The sequence below is a fragment of the Mycobacterium sp. JS623 genome (assembly GCF_000328565.1).
Classification (GTDB): Bacteria; Actinomycetota; Actinomycetes; order Mycobacteriales; family Mycobacteriaceae; genus Mycobacterium.
On record NC_019966.1, the window covers coordinates 2,310,667 to 2,331,973 of the forward strand.

Annotated in this window: 20 protein-coding genes and 1 pseudogene; 18 read left to right on the plus strand and 3 right to left on the minus strand. The window is 64.9% G+C overall.

The window, feature by feature from the left end; genetic code table 11:
• Positions 1-71: 71 nt before the first annotated feature.
• Both MYCSM_RS35925 and MYCSM_RS11225 read left to right on the plus strand, forming a co-directional pair.
• Positions 72-299: pseudogene (locus MYCSM_RS35925) on the plus strand (helix-turn-helix domain-containing protein); the annotation flags it as partial.
• Between the two features lie 44 nt (positions 300-343).
• Positions 344-742 (plus strand): heme-binding protein, encoded by a 399-nt coding sequence (locus MYCSM_RS11225; RefSeq protein WP_015306268.1) that lies wholly within the window; start codon positions 344-346, stop codon positions 740-742.
• A 3-nt stretch (positions 743-745) separates the two neighbouring features.
• Here the strand turns inward: MYCSM_RS11225 and MYCSM_RS11230 are convergent, their stop codons facing one another.
• On the minus strand, positions 746-1,564 hold the full coding sequence (locus MYCSM_RS11230) for a DUF1206 domain-containing protein (protein ID WP_015306269.1): 819 nt from the start codon (positions 1,562-1,564) through the stop codon (positions 746-748).
• Positions 1,565-2,118: 554 nt separating this feature from the next.
• On the opposite strand from MYCSM_RS11230, the gene MYCSM_RS11240 reads away from it, so the two are divergent.
• The 4 genes from MYCSM_RS11240 to MYCSM_RS11255 all read left to right on the plus strand — a co-directional run bounded on the left by MYCSM_RS11240 (position 2,119) and on the right by MYCSM_RS11255 (position 6,251).
• The gene (locus MYCSM_RS11240) at positions 2,119-2,487 is read left to right on the plus strand and encodes a YraN family protein (RefSeq protein WP_015306271.1); all 369 of its coding nucleotides are present in this window, start codon (positions 2,119-2,121) and stop codon (positions 2,485-2,487) included.
• Positions 2,487-3,998 (plus strand): YifB family Mg chelatase-like AAA ATPase, encoded by a 1,512-nt coding sequence (locus tag MYCSM_RS11245; protein ID WP_015306272.1) that lies wholly within the window; start codon positions 2,487-2,489, stop codon positions 3,996-3,998. The genes MYCSM_RS11240 and MYCSM_RS11245 overlap by 1 nt, the downstream gene beginning before the upstream one ends.
• Complete coding sequence (gene dprA / locus MYCSM_RS11250) at positions 3,995-5,119, plus strand: DNA-processing protein DprA (RefSeq protein WP_015306273.1); 1,125 nt, start codon at positions 3,995-3,997, stop codon at positions 5,117-5,119. The genes MYCSM_RS11245 and dprA overlap by 4 nt, the downstream gene beginning before the upstream one ends.
• Positions 5,120-5,402: 283 nt before the next feature.
• The gene (locus MYCSM_RS11255) at positions 5,403-6,251 is read left to right on the plus strand and encodes a siderophore-interacting protein (protein WP_015306275.1); all 849 of its coding nucleotides are present in this window, start codon (positions 5,403-5,405) and stop codon (positions 6,249-6,251) included.
• Here the strand turns inward: MYCSM_RS11255 and MYCSM_RS11260 are convergent.
• Positions 6,248-8,023, minus strand: coding sequence for an acyl-CoA dehydrogenase (locus tag MYCSM_RS11260; protein WP_015306276.1), 1,776 nt, complete (start codon positions 8,021-8,023; stop codon positions 6,248-6,250). The two genes, MYCSM_RS11255 and MYCSM_RS11260, sit on opposite strands and share 4 nt — an antisense overlap.
• A 116-nt stretch (positions 8,024-8,139) precedes the next feature.
• Between MYCSM_RS11260 and MYCSM_RS11265 the strand changes: the two genes are divergently transcribed.
• From MYCSM_RS11265 to MYCSM_RS11275, 3 genes are all read left to right on the plus strand, one after another.
• Positions 8,140-8,724, plus strand: a complete 585-nt coding sequence (locus tag MYCSM_RS11265; protein ID WP_015306277.1) for a TetR/AcrR family transcriptional regulator — start codon at positions 8,140-8,142, stop codon at positions 8,722-8,724.
• Between the two features lie 33 nt (positions 8,725-8,757).
• Positions 8,758-9,918: a lactate 2-monooxygenase gene (locus MYCSM_RS11270; protein ID WP_015306278.1), complete on the plus strand. Its 1,161-nt coding sequence runs from the start codon at positions 8,758-8,760 to the stop codon at positions 9,916-9,918.
• Positions 9,919-9,986: 68 nt separating this feature from the next.
• A complete protein-coding gene (locus MYCSM_RS11275; protein WP_041313818.1) occupies positions 9,987-10,889 on the plus strand; it encodes a tyrosine recombinase XerC in 903 nt (300 codons plus the stop codon).
• A gap of 77 nt (positions 10,890-10,966) precedes the next feature.
• Here the strand turns inward: MYCSM_RS11275 and MYCSM_RS11280 are convergent, their stop codons facing one another.
• Entirely contained in the window at positions 10,967-11,458 is a 492-nt protein-coding gene (locus MYCSM_RS11280; RefSeq protein ID WP_015306280.1) for a M23 family metallopeptidase, read from the minus strand.
• Positions 11,459-11,739: 281 nt separating this feature from the next.
• Here MYCSM_RS11280 and rpsB point away from each other — a divergent pair, with 281 nt between their 5' ends.
• The 9 genes from rpsB (at position 11,740) to MYCSM_RS11325 (ending at position 21,246) form a co-directional block, all read left to right on the plus strand.
• Positions 11,740-12,570 carry a 30S ribosomal protein S2 gene (gene rpsB, locus MYCSM_RS11285; RefSeq protein ID WP_015306281.1) on the plus strand — a complete coding sequence of 277 codons (831 nt, stop codon included), beginning with the start codon at positions 11,740-11,742 and terminating at the stop codon, positions 12,568-12,570.
• Between the two features lie 16 nt (positions 12,571-12,586).
• Positions 12,587-13,411 carry a translation elongation factor Ts gene (gene tsf, locus MYCSM_RS11290; RefSeq protein WP_015306282.1) on the plus strand — a complete coding sequence of 275 codons (825 nt, stop codon included), beginning with the start codon at positions 12,587-12,589 and terminating at the stop codon, positions 13,409-13,411.
• Positions 13,412-13,503: 92 nt separating this feature from the next.
• Positions 13,504-14,946: an amidase gene (locus MYCSM_RS11295; protein ID WP_015306283.1), complete on the plus strand. Its 1,443-nt coding sequence runs from the start codon at positions 13,504-13,506 to the stop codon at positions 14,944-14,946.
• Complete coding sequence (locus tag MYCSM_RS11300; protein ID WP_015306284.1) at positions 14,943-15,131, plus strand: hypothetical protein; 189 nt, start codon at positions 14,943-14,945, stop codon at positions 15,129-15,131. The genes MYCSM_RS11295 and MYCSM_RS11300 overlap by 4 nt, the downstream gene beginning before the upstream one ends.
• 120 nt (positions 15,132-15,251) lie before the next feature.
• Entirely contained in the window at positions 15,252-16,424 is a 1,173-nt protein-coding gene (locus MYCSM_RS11305) for an FtsX-like permease family protein (RefSeq protein WP_083906271.1), read from the plus strand.
• A gap of 31 nt (positions 16,425-16,455) precedes the next feature.
• Positions 16,456-17,022 (plus strand): ABC transporter permease, encoded by a 567-nt coding sequence (locus tag MYCSM_RS11310; RefSeq protein WP_015306286.1) that lies wholly within the window; start codon positions 16,456-16,458, stop codon positions 17,020-17,022.
• A 3-nt stretch (positions 17,023-17,025) separates the two neighbouring features.
• Positions 17,026-17,748, plus strand: a complete 723-nt coding sequence (locus MYCSM_RS11315; RefSeq protein WP_015306287.1) for an ABC transporter ATP-binding protein — start codon at positions 17,026-17,028, stop codon at positions 17,746-17,748.
• 25 nt (positions 17,749-17,773) lie between these two features.
• A complete protein-coding gene (locus tag MYCSM_RS11320; RefSeq protein ID WP_015306288.1) occupies positions 17,774-19,276 on the plus strand; it encodes an APC family permease in 1,503 nt (500 codons plus the stop codon).
• On the plus strand, positions 19,273-21,246 hold the full coding sequence (locus MYCSM_RS11325) for a primary-amine oxidase (RefSeq protein WP_015306289.1): 1,974 nt from the start codon (positions 19,273-19,275) through the stop codon (positions 21,244-21,246). The genes MYCSM_RS11320 and MYCSM_RS11325 overlap by 4 nt, the downstream gene beginning before the upstream one ends.
• The last annotated feature ends 61 nt before the right edge of the window (positions 21,247-21,307 follow it).

The window sequence follows — 21,307 nt, forward strand, 5'->3', positions numbered from 1 at the left end:
CCTAAGAGAACTTACCCTTCCCGAACTTTTGATCTGGTGCGGTGCCGGAATATGGGTCGCATTCAGTTGCGGTGGCCCTGCTCGCGCACCTGCGGCGGGCCCGCGACCACATCGATCGCCACTACCGTGAACCGCTCGACCTCGATGTTCTCGCCGGCGTCGTGGGGTGTCGAAGTTTCACTTCGCCCGCTGCGTCGAGGCGACGTATGGAGACGCCGATCCGATATCTGACCCGGCGGCGTATCGAGCGGGCGCAGGACCTGTTGCGAGCCGCGAACCTGACGGTGACGGAGGTGTGCATGAGCGGGCTTGATCATGACGTGCTGCGGGTACATACGCCGACATGACAATGTCAGCTACTGCCGTGCGCCGCGGCCTGTTCGGCGCCTTCACCACTTGCGCCGTAGCAGCCCTCACGGTTGCTGTTCCGACGGCGGGCGCTGAGCCCGACTGCACGGCGAGTGGCTTCTCTCATACGGCCAGCGGCGTGCTAGCGGCGGCAGGTGCGTGGCTCGACACGCATCCCGAGGCCAACAACGTGTTGACAGCTGCGGGTATGCAAGGGGCCGGCGCCGAACAGTCGGTGCGCGATTACTTCACCAGCCGGCCGCAGGAATTCCAGGAGCTGCGGGGCATCGCTGCGCCGCTGATCGACCTGCAGCACGGCTGCAACGCGGCGATCCAGCCGATGCAGATCGCCGCGCTGTACCAAGCGCTGTCGCAGTCCGGGGCTCCGATGTAGCTGCTACATCCGGCCGTAACGACTGCGCACGAAGCTGTAGAGGCCAAACGCGGCGAAACCGACCGCCGCGACGACGAGCAGCACCTGTCCAAACGGTGCATGGCCGAGCGCCTTGACCGCGGCGTCGAGCCCCGTCGCCTTCGATGGGTCGGCTTGTGCCGTCGCGATGATCACCAGGATCCCCGCGCCGGCGAGCACGACACCCTTGGCGGCATAGCCGGCGATTCCGAGCGCAGTGACGGCACGCCCGCCGCTGACACGCAGATCCTTCAAAAATTTCTTCTTGAATCCCTTGTAGACGTGATAGCCGCCGGCCACGACCAGACCCAACGCGACGGCGATGAGAATGGTTTTGCCCCAACCGGATTGCATCATGCGCGCGCTCAGTCCGGCATTCCGCTCGGTGCTCTGTTTGCCGCTTCCCATCGCGAAGCGCGCTGCTGAGAACGCGATCGCGAAGTTCACGATTGCCAGCCCAAGGGATTTCGCGCGCTTCCACGCCGGGGTGTCGTCCTGATAGGGACCAGACCCTTCGCCAGGTTTCGAGCCGACGATCGTCTCGGCGATGCGCCACAGGCCGAGCGCCGTCAGGCCCGCCGCGATGACCCAGAGGACCACGGCGCCACCGGTGTGACTGGCCAGTGTCGCCAACGCTCCGGATTGGTCTGCGTTGCCTCCGGATCCGAAAGCGATTTGGGCGATGAGGTACGCGACGACGATGTGCAGGACGCCGCTGACGGCGAATCCGGCGCGGGCGGCGTACTCGAAAGCGTCGTTTTGGGTCGCCCTGTCGACCGCGCCTTGCACTGAGTCGTCGACCATGGCTCCGTATACCCCGGTGTCGACCGGAGCGAACCTTTCTGGACCGAGGCGGTGAAGCCTTTCTGGACCGAGGCGGTGAAGCCTTTCTGGACCGAGGCGGTGAAGCCTTTCTGGACCGACGCGCGAAGCTTTCTGAACCGAGGCCTTCGCGATTTCGGCGCAGCCGGATTGGTTGCCGACCGAGTAGCTTTCTGCCCGCCTCTGAGCGACAAATCTCTGACCTGCGACGACGGCACTCTATCGGGGATGATCAGCACCTGCGCGTTAGGCCGATGACCTGGACAAATGCTGTTGTCGCTTAGAGGCGGGCAAGTCGAACTATTTCTGATCTCGCGACGGGGACCGTGCGCTCTCGTCGCCCATTCTTTCGGCTGCACCACATGCTTCCGCCAACGCCCGCGACGGCGTGCGGTGCTCCGGGGATGAAGATGACTCTGCGGTCTTCTGTGGATGAAGTCGCAACTGTGTACAACGCGGCCTCTAAGCGCATATCTACGCGGGACGACACAGCCCAAGCGCACCGACATGTCGGCTGTGCATCGCACTGTGACGCCATGACTTCGTTGACACGTGCCGAGATCGGTGCGCTGGGTGAGCAATTGGCGGTCGACTATTTGGGATCGCTGGGACTGCGCGTGTTGTCGCGCAACTGGCGATGCCGGTACGGCGAACTGGATGTGATCGCCGCCGACGATGCCGCTTGCACGCTGGTGTTCGTTGAGGTCAAGACACGCACCAGCGACCAATTCGGTGGTGTTGCCGAGGCGGTGACCCCTCTGAAGGTGCGACGGCTGCGGCGGCTCGCCGGACTCTGGCTCGCCGCTCAGACCGGGAGCTGGGGAACGGTGCGCATAGACGTGATCGGCGTGCGCATCGGTCGTAGCCCAACACCGGAAATCACTCACATGCAGGGGGTCGGCTGATGGCGCTGGGCAGGGCTTTCTCGGTGGCCGTACGCGGCCTTAACGGTGTGATCGTCGAGATCGAGGCCGATATCGGTTCTGGGTTGCCGAGTGTGCATCTAGTCGGACTGCCCGATACCGCCTTGCACGAGTCGCGCGACCGCGTGCGCGCGGCGATCACCAACTGCGGCATGAACTGGCCGATGGCGAGGCTGACACTTGCGCTCTCGCCAGCCACCCTGCCGAAGATGGGTTCGGTCTACGACCTGGCCCTCGCCGCGGCCGTCGTCTCGGCGGAGCAAAAGACGGTATGGCCGCGGCTCGACAAGACCGTGTTGTTGGGCGAACTCGCCCTCGACGGCCGGATTCGCCCCGTCAAAGGTGTGTTGCCATCGGTGCTGTCCGCAAAGTGCGAGGGATGGCCTGCCGTCGTGGTCCCAGTCGAAAATCTTGCGGAGGCCAGCCTGGTCGACGGTATCGACGTGTGGGGTGCGAGCAGCCTGGGTCAGGTGATGGCCTGGCTGGTGGGCAAGGCCGAGCTCGACGACCGCGTCGAGGCGGCCGCTCCCGCGCAGGACCCGTCGGTCGACCTCGCTGACGTGGTCGGCCAGTCGCACGCTCGGTTCGCCGTCGAAGTCGCGGCCGCGGGGGCGCACCACTTGATGCTTACCGGGCCGCCCGGTGTCGGCAAAACCATGCTGGCACAACGGCTTCCAGGTCTGCTGCCACCGCTGACACACGAGGAGGCACTTGAGGTGACGGCAATTCATTCGGTGGCCGGGCTGCTGTCGGGCAGCACACCATTAATCACCCAGCCACCGTTTGTTGCGCCGCATCACACGTCAAGCGTGGCGGCATTGGTCGGCGGCGGCTCAGGGATTGCCCAGCCGGGCGCCGTCAGCCGGGCGCACCGCGGTGTGCTGTTTCTCGACGAGTGCGCCGAGATGGGGGTCGCTGCATTGGAAGCATTGCGAACTCCGTTGGAGGAAGGTGAGATTCGCCTTGCCCGCGGGGGTGGCGTTGCTCGCTATCCGGCGCGATTCCAATTGGTGCTCGCCGCCAACCCGTGTCCGTGTGCGCCTGCCGATCCGAAGGATTGCACGTGCGGGTCGATGGTCAAGCGGCGATACATGGGCAAGTTGTCCGGGCCACTGCTGGATCGAGTGGACCTGCGCGTCGAGATGCACATGGCGCGGGCGGGAGCGTTCGCGGCGGAAGACGGTGAGTCAAGCGCCGACGTCCGCAAGCGGGTAGCCGCGGCACGGATGGCAGCCGCCGAGCGATGGCGGCCCTACGGCATCCGCACCAACGCCGAAGTCAGCGGTTCGCTCATGCGTAGAAAATTTCGACTCGACTTCAACACCATGAAGCCGCTACGAACGGCGCTCGACCGTGGCCAGTTGAGCCCTCGGGGATTCGACCGAAGTTTGCGCGTGGCTTGGACGTTGGCAGATCTAGCCGGCCGATCATCACCGGGAGTCGAGCAGGTCTGCACGGCGCTGAGTTTTCGTCAGGCCGGCGGTGCGCGATGAGCGAACGAGCCCTGCGCGCCGTGGCCTACCTGTCCCGCGTTGCAGAACCGCCGTGCCCGCCACTTGCAGCGCTGGTGTCCCGCGTAGGACCGGTCGAGGCGGCCGAGCAAATACAGCGACGTGTGGTCGATGAGCGGCTGCTGCATCTCACCGCGGCACGTCACCAGATCGATTGTGCTGCAGATGATTTGGCTCTCCTGGACCGAATGGGTGGACGCTTGATCACCGCGGCGGACGACGAGTGGCCGCTGCTGGCGTTCACCGCGTTCGACGGCATCGATACTATGAAGCGGCCGGAGGGGCATCCACCGCTTGCGCTATGGGTAATGGGTCCGGCGCGCCTCGACGAAGTCGCCGAACGCGCGGCGGCGATTGTGGGCACCCGCGCCTCCACCACCTACGGCGAACATGTCGCGGCGGAGTTGGCTGCCGGTTTGGCGGAACGGGACGTGGCGGTGGTGTCGGGTGGTGCCTACGGCATCGACGGGGCAGCGCACCGTGCTGCATTGGCGGCCGACGGATTCACTGTCGCGGTCCTCGCCGGTGGCATCGACGTGTCCTACCCTGCGGGCCACGCCGCGATGTTGCATCGGATCGGCGAAGAGGGACTGATCGTCACCGAGTACCCGCCGGGCCTTCGGCCGCAGCGGCACCGGTTCCTGACCCGCAACCGATTGGTCGCAGCGCTGTCAGGAGCCACGGTGGTCGTCGAGGCCGGCGCCCGCAGCGGCGCGGCCAACACCGCCGCGTGGGCCAAGGCGCTCGGCCGCGCAGTGTCGGCGGTGCCCGGGCCGGTGACTTCGTCGGCCTCCGTCGGCTGTCACGTGTTGCTCCGTGACGGCGCGATCCTCGTCACGCGCGCAGATGAGGTGTTGGAATTGGTTGGCCGCGTGGGCGAGTTGGCGCCCGATCACGCGCGTCCGAAGTCACCGCTCGATGGTCTGGCCGACGACGAGCGCCGGGTCTACGACGCGTTTCCCGCCCGCGGCGCACGCACCGTCGACGAGATTGCGGTCGGATCCGGTTTGCCACCGACACAGGTTTTGGGTCCGCTTTCAATGCTGGAGATCGCGGGCCTGGTCGTCTGCCAAGGTGGGCGTTGGAAGTTGGCGCACCGGTAGGTTGGCTCCATGCACAGCGCGACGAGCAGGTTCGTTGCCCGCGCCGCAACGGTCATCCTGCTCGTCGCCGCGATGACGGTCGTCAGCGTGATGCCGGGCTGAGTCGTGCATGGGCACCCGATGACCCACTCGCATTCGTCGGACTGGCAGCCCAAGGTAGTGGCCAGCGCGCTGATCAGATGCCGGGCCGGCGTGCTGGCGAGGTACCCGGCCACGCAGACGTTCGGTCGTTTATAGTTGTGAAAATACAACCATAAGTGCTGCTAATTATTTTGGAGGAACTGTGGCAGGACGTCCGCTGAATACGTTCGAGGTGGTGCGCACGGAGCAGCTCACCCCGCACCTGATCCGCGTCGTCTTGGGCGGCAAGGGCTTTGACTCGTTCGTCCCCAATGAGAACACGGACGCCTACGTCAAGATCGCGTTCGTGCCCGATGGCGTCGACGTCGGCGCGCTGCCGCAGCCGCTGACGATGGACAGCTTCAACGAACTACCCGCCGAGAAGCGACCCACGGTGCGCACCTACACAGTGCGCCGGGTCGACACCGGGCGCCGCGAGATCTGGATTGACTTCGTCGTGCACGGCGAACACGGCGTGGCTGGGCCATGGGCGGCGTCGGCCGTCCCGGGCCAACCCGCCTACCTGACGAGCCCCAACGGCGCGTACGCGCCAGACCCCGCTGCCGATTGGCACCTGCTCGCCGGCGACGAGGCGGCCGTCCCCGCCATCAGTGCCGCGTTGGAAGCCCTGCCCGACAACGCAGTTGGTCAAGTATTTCTCGAGGTCGCCGGACCTGAGGACGAGATCGCGCTGAGCGCACCGGCCGGTGTCGAGGTGCGATGGATCTATCGCGGAGGCCGCGCCGACCTGGTGCCCGAAGACGCGGCGGGGGACAACGCCCCGCTAATCACAGCCGTCAAGGAAGCCGCCTGGCTGCCAGGACAGGTGCAAGTCTTCATCCACGGCGAAGCGCAGGCCGTGATGCACAGCCTGCGACCCTACATCCGCAAGGAACGCGGCGTCGACGCCAAGTGGGCCGCATCCATCTCCGGCTATTGGCGACGCGGCCGCACCGAGGAGACCTTCCGCCAATGGAAGCGCGAGTTGGCCGAAGCGGAGGCCAGCGCCTAGAACCAGGCTGGCTGCGCGTCCACCGTGGTGCGGTCAAGACTGGCCAGCAGATCGAATTGCGGGCCGACCTTCGGCAGCTCGAACGCGTAAAAGTACTGTGCCGCAGCGCGTTTGCCGTCGTAGAAATCGCCCCGGTGGTCGTTCGCGGCGATCAGCTGCTCCAGCCACATCCAGGCCATCACCACATGCCCTGCTGCCTCGAGGTAGACAGTCGAGTTGGCGAGCGTGGTGGCGACATCGCCCGCGGCCCACAATGTCTCGGTGACGTCGACCAGCCGTTGCACCGCCACGCGCAACTGCTGGGCATAGCCCTCGGTGCTCTCGGACTGCAGTGCCTTGTCGATGGTTTCGTTGATGCGCTCGGCCAACAACGTCAGGCCCGCACCGTCGGCCATGACGACCTTGCGGCCCAACAGATCCAGGCCGTGGATGCCGTGCGTGCCCTCGTGAATTGCGTTCAGACGATTGTCGCGATAGCCCTGTTCGACGTCGAACTCCCTGGTGTAGCCGTATCCGCCGTGCACCTGGATCGCCAGGCTGTTGGCCTCAAGACACCACTGCGACGGCCAACTCTTCGCGATCGGCGTCAGCACCTCGAGCAGAAGATTGGCGCGTTCGCGATCGGCCCCGACGCTGGTGCGCCCCTCATCCACCAGCATCCAGCAGTAGAGGCCGAGCGCGAACGCGCCCTCGACATAAGACTTCTGCGCCAACAACATTCGCTTGACATCGGCATGCTCGATGATCGCCACCTGAGGGCGATTCGGATCCTTATCGCCGAGAGGACGGCCTTGAGTGCGTTGCTTGGCGTATTCGAGGGACGCCAGGTAACCGGCGTATCCTGTGGCCATCGCCTGGAAGCCGACGGCTACGCGAGCCTCGTTCATCATGTGGAACATGTAGGCCAGTCCCTTGTGCTCCTCACCGACGAGATAGCCGACCGCGCCGGGCTCTTCGGCGGGCTGATGCGAACCATCGCCAAAATTCAGCAGCGCGTTCGTGGTGGCGTGGTTGCCCATCTTGTGGTTCAGGCTGACCAGTGCGACGTCGTTGCGGGTGCCATCGGGCAGGAACTTCGGCACGATGAACAGCGAGATGCCCTTGACGCCGGGGCCGCCGCCGGGAGCCTTGGCGAGCACGAGGTGCACGATGTTCTCGGTCAGCTCGTGGTCACCGCCCGTGATCCACATCTTTGTTCCTGTGATCCGGTACGTGCCGTCGGCGGCGGGCACAGCCTTGGTGGTGATGTCGGTCAACGAGGAGCCGGCATCGGGCTCCGAAAGGCACATGGTGCCGAAGTACCGTCCCTCGAGCATCGGCCGGACCCACGTGTCGATCTGCTCCTCAGTCCCGTATTCGACGAGCAGGTTGGCGTTGCCGACGGTCAAGAACGCATATGACGTTGTGCTGGGGTTGGCGGCTCGGAAGAACGCCATGCACGCGTGAGCCACCACCGTCGGCAGCTGCATGCCGCCGACCGCTTCGTCGAATGATCCGGCCAGCAGGCCAGCTTCGCTGAAAGTCTCCAGAGCGTCCTTGATCTCGTCGATCAGCACGACTTTCCCGTCGGGGCCGACGGTCGGCTCGTTCTGGTCGCCCTTCTTGTTATGCGGCGCAAAGCATTTCGTCGCGATGTCTTCCGACAGGTCGAGAACGGCGTCGAACGTGTCGCGGGAGTGCTCTCCGAAATGGTCACGCTTGGTCAACTCGACCACGTCGAGCCACTCGTAGAGCATGAAGTCGACATCACGCCGCGAGAAGAACTCCGCCATGTCGGGACAGCCTTTCGGAGAGGTACATCACATTAGCGAACGCTCATTTTATGAGCGCTCGCTAATAATGCGCCGACCATCGACAAATGTCAATTACGTGTAGGATCCCGACCGTCATGACCATCGGTAGAGCTGCGGATTCAGCTGCGGCGGAACGCATGCGGCGCGCCGCAATCGAGGCCTTCGCGGAGTCGGGATACGGCGGCAGCTCCACGCGCCAGATCGCCAAGCGACTCAACATGAGCGCGACGGCGATGTATCCGCATTACCGCTCCAAAGAGGAGCTGCTCTACGCGATCGCCCTCGAAGGCCACAGCAGCCTGCTGGCCGCACTGAAAAGGGCCGACAAACCAGGGGCTACCTTCACCGACCGATTGCGCGCCGTCGTCGCGGCATTCGCGTCATGGCATGCGGAAAACCACAAACAGGCCCGCGTCGTGCAATACGAACTGCACGGCCTGACGACGGCTCACTACCGCACGATCGCACCGCTGCGGCACCAGGCGACCGACGTCATTACCCAGATCGTGGCCGGCGGTGTGGTCGCCGGCGAGTTCGATGTCGACAACGTCGACGAGGTGGTGATGGCGATCTCGTCGCTGTGCGTGGACGTCTGCCGGTGGTTCCCGTCGCGCCAGCACCGCGACGCCCAGAAGCTCGGTCACGTCTACGCCGGGGTGGCCGCGCGGCTGGTTCGCTGACCAAGTCCGGCGCCCGGCTGGCACGCTAGGCGGATGGCATTCGGCGACTACCAGTTCGAGATTTATCTACAGGGACTGTCCGGCATAGTGCCGTCACTCCCGATGTCCTACGTGGAATGGGAGGCCAAGGCCGAAGCGGCGATGTCGCCGTCGATCTGGTCGTATGTGGCGGGCGGCGCGGGCGACGAACGGACTCAACGGGTGAATCGCACCGCCTTCGACAACTGGGGCTTGATGCCGCGGATGTTCAACGCTCAACGCGAGCGTGACCTGTCAGTCGAAGTATTCGGTCTGACGTTGCCGTCGCCGGTGTTCATGGCGCCGATCGGCGTCACCGGCATCTGCGCGCAGGACGGCCATGGCGATCTGGCCACCGCGCGAGCCGCCGCGCGCACCGGTGTGCCGATGGTCATCTCGACGCTGACCGAGGATCCTCTCGAAGACATCGCGGCCGAATTCGGTTCTACCCCAGGCTTTTTCCAGCTGTACACGCCGACCGATAAGAACTTGGCGGAAAGCTTGGTCCGGCGCGCCGAGGCCGCCGGGTACAAGGGCATCATCGTCACGCTGGACACCTGGGTGCCTGGCTGGCGTCCGCGTGACCTGTCGACGTCAAACTTCCCGCAGCTGCGCGGCCGCTGTCTCGCGAACTACACGAGTGATCCGGTGTTCCGGGCGAGCCTGCAACAAACGCCCGAGGAGAATCCGCAGGCGGCTGTGCTGCGCTGGGTTTCGGTATTCGGCAATCCGTTGACGTGGGACGACCTTCCATGGCTGCGGTCGCTGACCGATCTGCCGCTGATCGTCAAGGGCATCTGCCATCCCGATGATGCGCGCCGGGCAAGGGACGGCGGTGTTGACGGCATCTACTGCTCGAACCACGGTGGACGCCAGGCCAACGGCGGCATTCCGGCCATCGACTGCCTCCCTGGCGTGGTGACGGCGGCCGACGGGCTGCCGGTGCTGTTCGACTCCGGCATCCGCACCGGCGCCGACATTGTCAAGGCGCTGGCGCTCGGCGCGACCGCCGTCGGTATCGGGCGCCCGTACGCGTTCGGGCTCGCGATCGGCGGTGAGGATGGCGTTGTGCACGTGCTGCGCTCGCTGTTGGCCGAGACCGACCTGATCATGGCTGTGGATGGTTATCCGACTCTGAAGGACCTGACGCCTGACGTTCTGCGGCGCGTCACCTGAGAGCGGGCGCTCGGGTCTGCGACGGTAGGGGAGTGGAGACCGGAGGGCAGGAGCGAAGCGACCGGGGAATCGAGCACTGTCTCGAGGAGTTCGATGAGTATCTCGAGTTGCAGCGCGGCCGCTCCGACCACACGCGCCGCGCGTATTTGGGTGATCTGCGATTGCTGTTCGACTATCTCTCCGCACAGGTTCCCGGCGCCGGATTGGACAGGCTGAGCCTTCCGATCCTTCGGTCCTGGCTCGCGGCACAGGCGACGGCTGGCGCGGCGCGGACCACGTTGGCGCGACGGACGTCGGCAGTCAAGACCTTTACGGCGTGGGCGACGCGTCGCGGCCTGTTGTCGAGTGATCCTGCCACGCGGTTGCAAATGCCGAAGGCTAGACGAACGTTGCCTTCGGTGCTGCGGCAGGATCAGGCTCTGGACGCCATGGCTGCGGCGAAATCCGGTGCGCAGCAAGGTGATCCGCTAGCGCTGCGGGATCAGTTGATCGTTGAGTTGTTGTATGCCACCGGGATTCGGGTCAGCGAGCTGTGCGGGCTCGACATCGATGACGTCGATCGACCGCGGCGACTTCTGCGCGTGCTCGGCAAGGGCAACAAGCAGCGGACAGTGCCGTTCGGCGAGCCGGCGCAGGCGGCGTTGACGGCGTGGCTATCAGACGGACGGCCCGAACTGGCCACCGCGGATTCGGGGCCTGCGCTGCTGTTGGGCGCGCGCGGCCGTCGGCTCGATCCGCGGCAGGCCCGCACCGTCGTGCACCAGACAATGGCCGCCGTCGATGGCGCCCCCGATATCGGCCCACATGGGTTGCGGCACAGCGCCGCAACGCATCTGCTCGAGGGCGGCGCCGACCTGCGCGTCGTGCAAGAACTGCTCGGCCACTCGACGCTGGCCACCACGCAGCTGTATACGCATGTCACCGTCGCCCGCCTGCGTGCGGTGCACGACCAGGCGCATCCGCGGGCCTAACCCACCCGGCGAGCGACCGCGTTTGTACAGAAATCCACGGCGTGTCGTGTGCAAACACGGTCACTCGCGCTAGTGAGTTAGCCGCCCAGCGGTTTGAGGCGGATCGGCGTGCCGGCCAGAAGGCCCAGCGGGTCGACGTAATCCGCCCGCGACGCCGCACCCCACATCGCACCCCAGTGCAGGCACGCAGCGGCTGAGCAACCGGCGTGGCCTGCCTCGAGCGTGCCGAGCGGATCGCCGGCGTCGACGAGCTGCCCTGCCCGCACCGTCGGACGCACCGGTTCATAGGTGGTTCGCAGCCCGCCGGGATGTGCGATCGACACCAGGGTCCGCCCCGCGAGCTCTCCCGCGAACACCACCGTGCCCGCGCCGGCGGCGTACACCGGCTGGCCCGCGACTCCTGCCAGGTCGACGCCGCGGTGGCCGGGCTTCCAGTTCGGTGACGGCGCGTCGAATATCCGCAGAACAGCTGGTCGGGGCCGCAGCGGCCAGTCCAGCCTGTCGTCATCGGCCAAGACTGCCGGCGCCCACAGCAGTGCCATCGCCGTCAGCGCCGCCACATACCGCATACTCCCAGCTCAGCGCACCGGGCTCGGAGAAGTCCAGGCGAACCAGCCAACCTGTGGATGACGGTCGCAGTGTGGAAAAAAGCACCCTGTCCAGCGTGTAAACTGCTAACCGCAGCTCGCTTGCGCGGGCTGACTTCGCGTGTCTACGCATGACCACCCAATGGCGGTCATATCCGGATGCCGTCGGTCCCGTTCTAGGACGGGTTCGGTATCCCGCAGGCACCAGGGCTCGGCGTCACCCGGCGCCGCGCGGCAACCGACAACAAAAGAGGCATACACCCATGGCCGTAGTGACCATGAAACAGCTGCTGGACAGCGGCACCCACTTCGGGCACCAGACCCGTCGCTGGAATCCCAAGATGAAGCGGTTCATCTTCACCGACCGCAACGGCATCTACATCATCGACCTGCAGCAGACGCTGACCTACATCGACAAGGCGTACGAGTTCGTCAAAGAGACTGTCGCCCATGGCGGCAGCATCATGTTCGTCGGCACCAAGAAGCAGGCCCAGGAATCCATCGCCGAGGAGGCGACCCGCGTCGGCATGCCCTATGTGAACCAGCGCTGGCTGGGCGGCATGCTCACCAACTTCTCCACCGTGCACAAGCGGCTGCAGCGCCTCAAGGAGCTCGAGGCGATGGAGCAGACCGGTGGTTTCGAGGGTCGCACCAAGAAGGAGATCCTGATGCTGACCCGCGAGAAGAACAAGCTCGAGCGCAGCCTCGGCGGTATTCGCGACATGCAGAAGGTGCCCTCGGCGATCTGGGTGGTCGACACCAACAAGGAGCACATCGCCGTCGGTGAGGCCCGCAAGCTTGGCATCCCGGTCATCGCGATCCTCGACACCAACTGCGACCCCGATCTGGTCGACTACCCGATCCCGGGCAACGACGACGCGATCCGGTCGGCCGCGTTGCTGACCAAGGTCGTCGCGTCTGCGGTCGCCGAGGGCCTGCAGGCCCGCGCAGGCGTCGGCAAGGGCAACGGCGAGGCCGAGGCAGAGGGCGCCGAGCCGCTCGCCGAGTGGGAGCAGGAGCTGCTGGCGGGCGCCACGGCGTCGACGGAGACGGCCGGGGCCGACACCGCAACTGAAACGAAGACAGAGTCTTAGTAGGAAAGGCTGAACATTGGCGAACTACACCGCTGCCGACGTCAAGCGACTTCGGGAGCTGACCGGCGCCGGCATGCTCGACTCCAAGAACGCGCTGGTTGAGGCCGACGGCGATTTCGACAAGGCCGTCGAGCTGCTGCGCATCAAGGGCGCCAAGGACGTCGGCAAGCGCGCCGAGCGTGCCACCGCAGAGGGCCTGGTTGCCGCCAAGGACGGCGCACTGATCGAGCTGAACTCCGAGACCGACTTCGTCGCGAAGAACGCCGAATTCCAAGCGGTCGCGGATCAGATCGTCGCGGCGGCTGCCGCCGCGAAGGCGACCGATATCGACGCTCTGAAGGCCGCCAAGGTCGGCGACACCACCGTCGAGCAGGTCATCGCGGACTTGTCCGCCAAGATCGGTGAGAAGCTCGAGCTGCGCCGCGTCGCCTACTTCGACGGCACCGTCGAGACCTACCTGCACAAGCGGGCGTCCGACTTGCCGCCCGCCGTGGGTGTCCTCGTCGAATACACGGGCTCTGACTCGAAAGGCTCAGAGGCCGCGCACGCGGTCGCTCTGCAGATCGCCGCGCTGAAGGCCAAGTACCTGACGCGCGACGACGTGCCTGAGGACATTGTCGCCAACGAGCGCCGCATCGCCGAGGAGACGGCCCGCAACGAGGGCAAGCCCGAGCAGGCGTTGCCCAAGATCGTCGAGGGCCGGGTGACCGGCTTCTACAAGGACGTCGTGCTGCTCGACCAGCCGTCGGTGTCCGACAACAAGAAGACCGTCAAGGCGCTGCTCGACGAGGCCGGCGTGACCGTGACCCGGTTCGTCCGGTTCGAGGTCGGGCAGTCCTAACAGCTGAAACACACGCGAAGGGCCCTCGGGATATTCCGGGGGCCTTTTGCGTCGGCAACCACAGTCGCGGTACGAGTTGGTACCGTCTGGGCATGAGTCACCGCGATGAGGCCCTCGGCCGAAGAGCCAGTAGCCGATGCCACGCCTTCGGCGACGACGCCCTCGGTGACCATGACGCAGTCGGACTTGTCGAGAAATTGGGAGCCGGCGAGGTCTCGCCGCGCGAGTTGGTCGAGGCTGCCATCGCCCGGACCGAAGTGGTCAACCCCAGACTGAACGGTCTGGCGTTCGAGGCATACGACCGCGCGCGGGCCCGGGCAGACGCGCGTAGGCCGTATGGCGGGTATTTCGACGGCGTGCCGTCGTTCATCAAGGACAACGTCGCCGTCGCGGGCATGCCGACCATGCAGGGCACCGACGCGTGGGAGCCGCGACCCCTTCCGTCCGATGGCGCGTGGGCGCGGACGTTCCTTGCGACAGGATTGATTCCTCTCGGCAAGACGCAGATGTCGGAATTCGGCTTCAGCGGCTCGGCCGAGCACCCACGGATCGGCCCGGTGCGTAACCCGTGGAATCCGGAACACACAGCGGGCGCCTCGTCGTCGGGTTCCGCCGCGTTCGTGGCGGCAGGCGTGGCGCCGATCGCGCACGCCAACGACGGCGGCGGTTCCATCCGAATCCCCGCGTCCTGCAACGGATTAGTCGGCCTCAAGCCGACCCGCGGCCGTCTCCCGTTGGACAAGGAGACCGCTCGGATGCCGCTGCATATCGTCGCCAACGGGGTAGTGACTCGCTCGGTCCGCGACACCGCGGCGTTTTTCCGCGAAGCTGAACGCGTTTACCGCAACCCCAAGCTGCCCGCGATCGGTGACGTGACCAAGCCGGGCTCGCAGCGCCTGCGCATCGCGTTCTGCACGAAATCGATTATGCGAGAAGTCAGTTCGGAGATGCGTGAGCAGACTTTGAAGACGGCTGCGCTTTTGGAGGAGCTAGGCCATACGGTCACCGAGATCGACAACCCTGTGCCGGCCCGGTTCAAGGACGAATTCCTGACGTACTGGTCGTTTCTTGCCTTCTCTGTCGTGCGTGGCGGACGGCGAATGTTCGGACCGAGCTTCGACCGAACCAAACTGGACAATCTCACGCTCGGCCTCGACCGCATTGCCGCCAGGAATATGCACCGGCTCCCGATGGCCATCGCGCGGTTGGCTCGCTCGCGCCGGATCACCCAACGGCTGTCGCAGACCTACGACATAGTGCTCATGCCGACGCTTGCCGAGGACACACCGGCTATCGGCTATCTCGACCCGACTGCCGACTACGACCAGATCATGGACCGTCTTCTCGAATGGGTCGCGTTCACGCCATTGCAGAACGCGACCGGCGATCCCGCGATCTCGCTTCCGCTCGGGGAATCCGCATCGGGCATGCCGGTCGGCATGATGCTGTCAGCGGGGTGGGGCGGCGAATCGCGGCTCCTGGAATTGGCATATGAACTCGAGGAGGCGCGGCCCTGGGCCAGAATCCAGGGATGACGCGCGACTACGTCCTCGACCAGGGCTGCGACTTCTTTCGATTGACGTTCGAAAGCCTGCGCGAAGCCGTCGTGAAGGCCGGATACCTATCGGCCGAGCGGGCCGAAGCCGCAGCCAGCGTATTTCAGGAAAATCGTCGATTGCTCACGCCCATGATGATGGCGGGAATCGGCCGCCGCGGCTGAACCAGACAACGAAATCCGTTGCGCCGCCGCAATGGCGTCGTAACCGCAACACGCCTGAGTTAACGCTGTGGACATTGCGTGTGGCGGCGGGTGAAACCTTGCGGGTCGACCATTCTGACTGTGGAGACCATCCCGGTCAGTAATGCACCCACCGCCGTTCGAGCGCCCGAGGTCGCCGCATCGGGGAACACCTTCGTGTGCCTCGTCCGGTTCGCGCTGGCCAACATCCGCCGTCGCCCCGAACGGTTCGTGCTGTCGGTGCTCGGTATCGCCTTGGCGATCGCCTGCGTCACTGTGGTCCGCACGATCTCCGCGAGTTTTGCGATCACCGGCGCCGATTCGGTGACCGATGTGCTTGGGAGCGCGCAACTGTGGGCGGTGCCCGCGGTGGGAGTGCATTACGACTCCGACGCACAGGCACTTGTCGCCGACGGCGCCGCGCCGACCATCACTATTCCTGCCGGCTGGGCCGCGACCCGGGTGCCATCGGGAACCACTGACGTCAACGGCAGCAGAGTGTCGCTACGAGGAAGCGACGAAATAGCCAGCGGCCAAGCAACGTTGGGGGCCGAAGTTGCCGACCGGCTAGACCTGCACACCGGCGATCGGGTCGTGGTCGACGGGCAGAGTCTTACCGTGAACGTCGCGGGCAGCGGCCAATCCATCACCGTCGCCACACCGCTTGCCCAGTCCGTTGTCGGCGACAATGGCTGGTGGTTGATTTTCGCGCCCCCGGGTGACGAGAAGCGCCGCGACCTGGGGCAGATCTTCGGCGGTGCGGTCGGACTTAAATCGACCGCGGATCCGTCGGTCAAGCCGGATCCCGCCGGGCGGGGCCTGATCTACGACACCGTCGGCGGCACAGGCCCGTTGACGTTCGAGCAGAAGTTTTCCGCGCTGTTCTCCGGCAAGGTGACCAGCTCGACGCTCGGCCTGATCTCGACCATCGGGCTCGGTCTCGGTTTCGTGATCGCCGTGTCGTCGTTCCTGGCCGCGGTGCAGGAACGACGACGGGAATTCGGAATCATGTCGAGCATCGGACTGGCCGACGAAGTGCTGTACTTCTTCCTTGTCGAGTCGGGGATCGTGTTCCTCGCCGCCTACGCCCTAGGCGTAGTCGGCGCGGGAGTCGCTGTGGCGCTGGTGATTCCCGGCATCGCAACTCCGACCGCGTGGCTGCAGGCGACCGGCATGGTAGCCGCGTTCCTCCCGGCAATGGCGATTGTCGGCGCGCTGGTACCGGTGCACCGGCTGCTGCAACAACGTCCCGTCGATTTGTTGGGGGATCGCTGATGAGTGCTCGCGCGAAGAAGAGAGCGCACTGATGTTGCGTCATGGGTTGTCGTACGGATGGCTGGCCGCGCGGCGGCGGGTCCGAGAGATGGTGTTGCCCGTCGTGACGACGGCTACGGGGGCGTTCCTCGTGGTGATCGTGTTCGGCATGTCCGACGGAATCCGCGCGCAATCGGCGTCGCTGGGCCACGCCGATGAGATCGGCCGCGCCGTCGTGTTGATCGCTGTGACTGTGCTACTGGTGGGTGTCGTCGAGGTCGCCGTGGCGACCACGCGCACCGTCGCCCACCGCACCCGCGAACTCGGGGTGCTCGGCGCCAACGGGGTGCCGCGCACTCCGGTGGTGGCCGCGTTGCTGGTTGAGCCGGTGATTGCGGCGATACTCGGCGCCCTCGTCGGAGCGTTGGCTGCGGCTGTGACCGGGATCGCGTTTGGCACAGTCGGTTTGGTGGCGACGGGAGTGTCGGTCGAGGGGCTGACGCTCGGTGTGGCGATCTCGGTCGGCGTGAGCATCGTCGCGGCACTGGCCACCAGCATCGTGCCCACCTGGAATGCCGCCTCGCGGCCGCCGATTCGTTCGTTGACCGCAGGAGGGTGATGGATGACTGCCATCGATGAAACCGCAGGCACGACCCGCGAGTCCGAGGGGCACGCGCCCGTTATCGAGATTTTGGACGTGTGGAAGCTGCACAAGCTCGGTGACGACGTGGTCCGCGCGCTCGTCGCAGCCGAACTACGGGTGATGCCTGGTGAATTCGTCTGCTTGATGGGGCCGAGCGGCAGCGGCAAGTCGACGCTGCTCAACATCATCGGCGGCCTCGACCGCCCCACCAAGGGAACCGTGAAGCTCGCGGGACGCGACACCGCGCTGCTGACCGAGAGCCAGTTCGCGGCGCTGCGTCACGACACCATCGGGTTCATCTTCCAGAGCTACAACCTGATCCCGTTCCTGTCGGCGGTGGAGAACGTCGAGCTGCCTTTGTTGTTCGAGCCCTACGACCGCAAGTCGTTGCGTACCAGGGCGATCGAACTGCTCGAGCTCGTCGGTCTCGGACATCGGATTCATCACCAGCCGACCAAGATGTCGGGCGGCGAGCAGCAGCGCACCGCCATCGCGCGCTCGTTGATCAGCAATCCGACGCTGGTACTCGCCGACGAGCCGACGGCCAACCTTGACCACCGCACGGGGGAAACGGTGGTGCGCATGCTGCGCGACCTGTGTTCCACGCTCGGCGTCACCGTTGTCGCCAGCACGCACGACCCCACGGTGGCCGACGAAGCGACCCGTGTCGTCCGCATGAAAGACGGACAAATCGTCAACTGACCCAACGGCATTGGGAGAGTCACACATGACGCAAGAACTCGAGGCTGCGCCACCATCCGGGCGCGACAAGCTTCTGACCACTGAGCTGGTCCCCGAACAGGTGCTGCCGAAGGTGATGACCACCTTCGGTCTCACGGCTACCTACGTCTTCATCATCTGCTGGATCACCGGCTCGTCGATCATGGCAGCGGGGGGCTGGACGGCCATTCCGATGTGGGTGCTCGGCATTCTCACATTCCTGGTGCCAGCGGGCATGGCGGTCGCGGAACTGGGCAATCTGTGGCCCGGCGAGGGCGGTGTATATATCTGGGCAACCCGCACCATGGGCGAAACGTGGGGATTCATCGGCGGCTATTTATCGTGGATACCGGTCGTGCTGAACTCCGCGTCATCGCCTGCAATCATCCTGCAGTTCCTGCTGCTGGCGTTCCACGCGGAACTCGGGTTGACGCTGACGATCATCCTGCAACTGGCGCTGCTCTGGGCCGTCGTCGGTCTGGCGCTGGCCAAACTCGCCGCCAATCAGCGCATCATGAACGTCGTTTTCGTCGTCTACTTGGCACTGACCGCCGTCATCTTCATCTCGGGCCTGGTTTACGCGTTGAGCAACGGTTCGGCCCAGCCTTTCACTGCGCACGCCGCATTGGTGCCCGACTTCGCCGGCGCCGGTTTCCTGTACGGCACCGTGCTGCTCTACCTCGTCGGTGTCGAGACGCCGTACAACATGGGTGCTGAGTTCCTGTCGGTGCGCAAGAGCGGACCGAGGATGGTGGTCTGGGGCTCGATCGCGTTGGTCGTCATCTACCTGCTGACCACGCTGGGCACCGTGATGGTGCTGCCCGCCGATCAGATCAACCCGGTCACCGGGGTGATCGGGATGCTAGGGACGGCCGCGCCCAAGGGTGTGATGGAGGTCTGCGCAATCGTGCTTGCCTGCATCGTGTTCGTCGCGTTGATGTCCTACCAGGTCACCTACTCGCGACTGATCTTCGTTTCCGGACTGGAGCGTCACCTGCCGCGGATCTTCACCCACCTGAACCCCCGCACGCGCAATCCGGTTACCGCGGTGCTGATTCAGGGCGTGCTGTCGTCGCTGATCCTGGTGGGGTTGTATTCGCAGAGCAGCATGGCCAACGTGACCATCTTCCTGCAGGGCGGTCTGTCCATCGCGTGGCTCATCTCCGGTTTCTTCTTCTTGTTCCCGGTCATCCTGGCTCGCAAGAAGTACGCCGATCGCTATGCCACCGAAAAGTTTTGGCGGATTCCCGGCGGCATGGCGGGCGTGTGGATCACAGTTCTCGTCGGCAGCCTTGGCACCATCGGCGGCATCTACTACTCGTTTGCAAAGTCGTGGATCAAAGACGTACCGGACAGCACTTGGATGATGTGGACAGGCAGCATCGCGACGGGCATGTTCCTGCTGGGCATCGTCGTGTACATCTTCGGTCGCAGGGCCGCGCACAAGACCTCCGTGGAAGATGCCCTGGCACATCTGGCGGTACTAGAACTGAAGGACGAAGCCAAATGACGATGGAAAGCACCGTGCCCAGCACGGAGGCGATTGACAACACGGCGCGTTATCCGCTGGACCCGCTGACCAGCGCAGAGATCGAAACGGCTGCAGCGGTAGTCACGGACTCCGAATACGCCACGCCCACACTGAAATTCGTCATGATCCAGCTGGCGGAGCCAGACAAGAACCCCGAGCTGACATTCGAGGGCACGCAGGTTCCGAGGTGCGCGTTCGTGACGATGTACGATGGCGCGGCCAAGCTGATGTATGAGGCGATCGTCGACCTCGGCGCGCGGATCATCGACTCTTGGACAGCGGTGCCTGGCCGGTTCCCGTCCTATCTCGTCGAGCACATGACGGGGGTCGAGGAGGTGGTGCGGGCCGACCCAGGCTGGCAAGAGGCGATGCGCAAGCGCGGCGTCACCGATTTCGATCTGGCGATGATCGACCCTTGGCCGGCTGGCTATTACGGTGCTCAGGACCACTACGACAACTCTCCGCTGATCTGTCGACCGTTGACGTTCATGCGTGCCGCGGCGTCCGAGCACGGCTATGCGCGGCCCGTCGAAGGCCTGATCGTCACGTTCGATTTGGACGCGATGAAGGTGATCGACATCGAGGATCACGGGGTGGTTCCGCTGCCGCCGACGGCAGGCAACTACGCCGAGAAGTTCATGTTCGACGAGAACAACCGGCCTGCTTTCAAACAGTTCCGCACCGATGTCAAGCCCATCGAGATCACCCAGCCCGATGGGCCCAGCTTCACTGTTGACGGTTGGAAGGTGCAGTGGCAGAAGTGGTCAATGCGCGTGGGTTTCAACCCGCGCGAAGGCATCACGCTGCACGAGGTTACCTACGCCGACCGGGGTGAGACCCGGCCGATCATCTATCGGGCGTCACTGTCGGAAATGGTTGTGCCGTACGGGGATACCGCGCCCACCCACTGGAACAAGAACGTCTTCGACATGGGCGAGGTCGGGATGGGCTTCTCCGCCAACCCGCTGACCCTCGGCTGCGATTGTCTCGGCGAGATCTATTACTTCGACGGCACGGTGAATGACTCCTCAGGCAACGCGGTGACCATCCCGAACGCGATCTGTATGCATGAGGAGGACTACGGAATCTCTTGGAAGCATACGGATTTCCGGACCGGCGAGGTGGAGGTGCGACGCGCCAGACGGCTCGTCATCTCGATGATCTGCACTGTCGGCAACTACGAGTACGGGTTCTTCTGGTACTTCTACAACGACGCGTCGATGGAAGTGGAGGTCAAGCTCTCCGGGGTGCTGACCACTGGCGCGGTCAAGGACGGCGAGGTACCGCGATGGGGAAAGCTGGTCGCGCCCAACATCTATGGGCCTAATCACCAGCACTTCTTCAGCTTCCGCCTCGACATGAGCGTCGACGGCGCCAACAACAGCGTCTACGAAGTCGACTCGATCCCCGAACCCGATCCGGAGCTCAACCCGCACCACAACGCTTGGATCACGCAGGACACGCTGGTGGCGTCGGAAGCCGACGGGGCGAGGGACTGGGATTGGTCAAAGGGCCGCTATTGGAAGATCGCAAACCCGTCCAGGCGCAACGAGTTGGGCAATCCGGTGGCCTACAAGCTGACGCCGAGGGACATGGTGCCGGTGATGGTGCAGGAGGGCTCATACATTTATGACAGAGCGCGGTTCGTGCAGCACAACCTGTGGGTGACGCGATACGACCCTGCGGAGAAGTTCGCGGCAGGCGACTACATGTACCAGTCGTCCGACATCCAGGGGCTGCCGCAGTTCATCGCGGATGACGCACCGCTGGAGGACACCGATGTGGTGCTCTGGTACACGGTCGGCGCGCATCACGTTGTGCGACCCGAGGATTGGCCGGTGATGCCATGCGCCTATACCGGCTTCCACCTGAAGCCAATAGGCTTCTTCGATGGCAACCCGGCGCTGGATATTCCGCCCTCACCGCCCGTGGCCTGCCATCACCACTGATTCCGGCGAGCAGACGCGGAAGGCCCATTGCACAACGAAATTGGGGTCTTCGGTGTCTGCT